Source organism: Streptomyces sp. NPDC059853, from assembly GCF_042731495.1.
Classification (GTDB): Bacteria; Actinomycetota; Actinomycetes; order Streptomycetales; family Streptomycetaceae; genus Streptomyces.
On record NZ_JBHWJL010000458.1, the window covers coordinates 1 to 2,742 of the forward strand.

General features: G+C 71.6%; 3 protein-coding genes and 1 pseudogene. 1 reads left to right on the forward strand and 3 read right to left on the reverse strand.

All coding sequences use genetic code 11. From position 1 onward, the window contains the following. On the reverse strand, positions 1–324 hold a 324-nt coding region (locus ACFV5N_RS26665; protein WP_385604759.1), incomplete at its 3' end, for a HesB/IscA family protein. Between the two features lie 243 nt (positions 325–567). Between ACFV5N_RS26665 and nadA the strand changes: the two genes are divergently transcribed. Then, on the forward strand, positions 568–1,758 hold the full coding sequence (gene nadA / locus ACFV5N_RS26670) for a quinolinate synthase NadA (RefSeq protein ID WP_385604762.1): 1,191 nt from the start codon (positions 568–570) through the stop codon (positions 1,756–1,758). A gap of 55 nt (positions 1,759–1,813) precedes the next feature. Here the strand turns inward: nadA and ACFV5N_RS26675 are convergent, their stop codons facing one another. Both ACFV5N_RS26675 and ACFV5N_RS26680 read right to left on the reverse strand, forming a co-directional pair. Then, entirely contained in the window at positions 1,814–2,488 is a 675-nt protein-coding gene (locus ACFV5N_RS26675) for a response regulator (protein ID WP_385604765.1), read from the reverse strand. Positions 2,489–2,500: 12 nt separating this feature from the next. After that, positions 2,501–2,742 (reverse strand): annotated as a pseudogene (locus ACFV5N_RS26680) (two-component sensor histidine kinase); the annotation flags it as partial.

Genomic DNA, 2,742 nt, shown 5'->3' on the forward strand with positions numbered 1-2,742 from the left:
GCCGGTGGCGTTGGGGTTGTCGATGGTGAAGCCCTGCTTCTCGATGGTGTCGACGAAGTCGATGGAGGCGCCGCCCAGGTACGGGGCGCTCATCCGGTCGGTGACGACCTTGACGCCGTCGAAGTCCTTGACGACGTCACCGTCGAGCGAGCGCTCGTCGAAGAAGAGCTGGTAGCGCAGCCCGGAGCAGCCGCCCGGCTGGACCGCCACGCGCAGTGCGAGGTCGTCGCGGCCTTCCTGCTCCAGCAGGCTCTTCACCTTGGCCGCGGCAGCGTCGGAAAGGATGATGCCGTCGCTCACAGCGGTCTTGTCCGATACGGACATCTGCTTCTCTCCCGGGTAGTACGGAATCCTCTGCCGGCTGCTCCAACAGAAAGCCCCACGGAATCATTCCGTTCTGGGCGGGTGTCTTTCCCTTCTTCCCATGCTCGCACACCCCCGGTGCCCCGGAACCGGGGATGCGTCACATTGACGCTTTCACCGTCGTCAAACGGGCACGGTGCCGCTATCATCCATAGCGTCAGATAGACGAAAAGGCGTGGACACGCCGGAAAGGGTTGGGTGGCCGTGAACACCGCCCCGAGCACCGCCGATCCCCTGGATGTCCGGCCCAGCCCCCTGGCCCTGCTGCTGCTCGGCCGCGAGGCCGACGCCGCCAGCGAGCGCGGCGTGGACTGCCCCGGCGACCTCCCCTCCCCCTCCGACCCGGACCTGGTCGCCCGGGCCCGGGCCGCCAAGGAACAGCTCGGCGACCGGGTGTTCGTCCTGGGACACCACTACCAGCGCGACGAGGTCATCCAGTTCGCCGACGTCACCGGCGACTCCTTCAAGCTCGCCCGCGACGCCGCCGCCCGGCCGGACGCCGAGTACATCGTCTTCTGCGGCGTCCACTTCATGGCCGAGTCCGCCGACATCCTCACCACCGACGACCAGCGGGTCATCCTCCCCGACCTGGCCGCCGGCTGCTCCATGGCCGACATGGCCACCGCCGAGCAGGTCGCCGAGGCCTGGGACGTCCTCACCGAGGCCGGCGTCGCCGCCACCACGGTGCCCGTCTCCTACATGAACTCCTCCGCCGACATCAAGGCCTTCACCGGCCGGCACGGCGGCACCATCTGCACCTCCTCCAACGCCGAACGCGCCCTGCGCTGGGCGTTCGAGCAGGGCGAGAAGGTGCTGTTCCTCCCCGACCAGCACCTCGGCCGCAACACCGCCGTCCGCGACCTGGGCATGTCCCTGGAGGACTGCGTCGTCTACAACCCGCACAAGCCCGGCGGCGGGCTCACCGCCGACCAGCTGCGGGACGCCAGGATGATCCTGTGGCGCGGCCACTGCTCGGTGCACGGCCGGTTCTCGCTGGAGTCGGTGGAGGACGTACGGGCCCGGGTCCCCGGCGTCAACGTCCTGGTGCACCCCGAGTGCCGGCACGAGGTGGTGGCCGCCGCCGACTACGTCGGATCGACCGAGTACATCATCAAGACCCTGGAGGCGGCCCCGGCCGGCTCGAAGTGGGCCATCGGCACCGAGCTGAACCTGGTCCGCCGGCTGGCGAATCGTTACGCCGCCGAGGGCAAGGAGATCGTCTTCCTCGACCGCACCGTCTGCTTCTGCTCCACCATGAACCGCATCGACCTGCCCCACCTGGTGTGGACGCTGGAGGCGCTGGCCGCCGGCCGCACCGTCAACCGCATCACGGTCGACCCGGAGACCGAGAAGTACGCCAAGGCGGCCCTGGAGCAGATGCTCGCCCTGCCCTGACCGCCCCGCGCGCCACCCGGCCGGAACGGAGCGCACCGCACCGTTCCGGCCGGACTCAGCCCGGGAACCTGGGCCGCACCAGACCCGTCTCGTACGCGGTCATCACCAGCTGCGCCCGGTCCCGCGCCGCCAGCTTCGTCAGCAGCCGGTTGATGTGGGTCTTCACCGTCAGCGGGGAGACCTCCAGGCGGGCCGCGATCTCGTCGTTCGACAGCCCGCCCGCCACCTCCACCAGCACCTCGCGCTCCCGCGCGGTCAGCACGTCGAGATCCGCGGCCGGCTGCCCGCCGCCGTCCCGCTCCCCGGTGGCCAGGAACCGGGTGATCAGCGAACGCGTCGCGGCCGGCGACAGCAGCGCCTCGCCCGCCGCCACCAGCCGGATCGCCGACAGCAGCTCCCCCGGCTCCGCCCCCTTGCCCAGAAACCCGGACGCGCCCGCCCGCAGCGACTCCACCACGTAGTCGTCGGACTCGAACGTGGTGAGGATGACCACCCGCACCCCGCTCAGCAGCGGATCGGCGCTGATCTCCCGGGTCGCCGCCAGCCCGTCGAGGCCCGGCATCCGGATGTCCATCAGCACCACGTCCGCGCCCCGCTCGCGCACCACCGCCAGCGCCGCCGCGCCGTCCGACGCCTCCCCGGTGACCGTCATGTCCGGCTCGGACTCCACCAGCACCCGGAACGCGCTGCGCAGCAGCGCCTGGTCATCGGCCAGGACGACCCGGATCATGCGTACTCCCTCTCAGACGCACGGATGCGTCCACCCGCGGTCCGCACCGGACCGCTCCACGGCGGGGCCGCCCGGTGACCGCAGCGGCAGCACCACCCGTACCCGGAAGCCGCCGCCTTCCAGCGGCCCGGTCTCACAGCTGCCGCCCAGCGCGGCGGCCCGCTCCCGCATCCCCGTCAGCCCGTGCCCGCCCCCGGCGGCCGCCCGGGCGGCCGGCACGGCGGCGCCGGACCCGTCGTCGAGCACCGTCACCT

Coding starts and splice junctions, on each gene's coding strand:
- ACFV5N_RS26675 (WP_385604765.1), bottom strand. CDS start 2,488: ATGATCCGGGTCGTCCTGGCCGATGACCAGGCGCTGCTGCGCAGCGCG.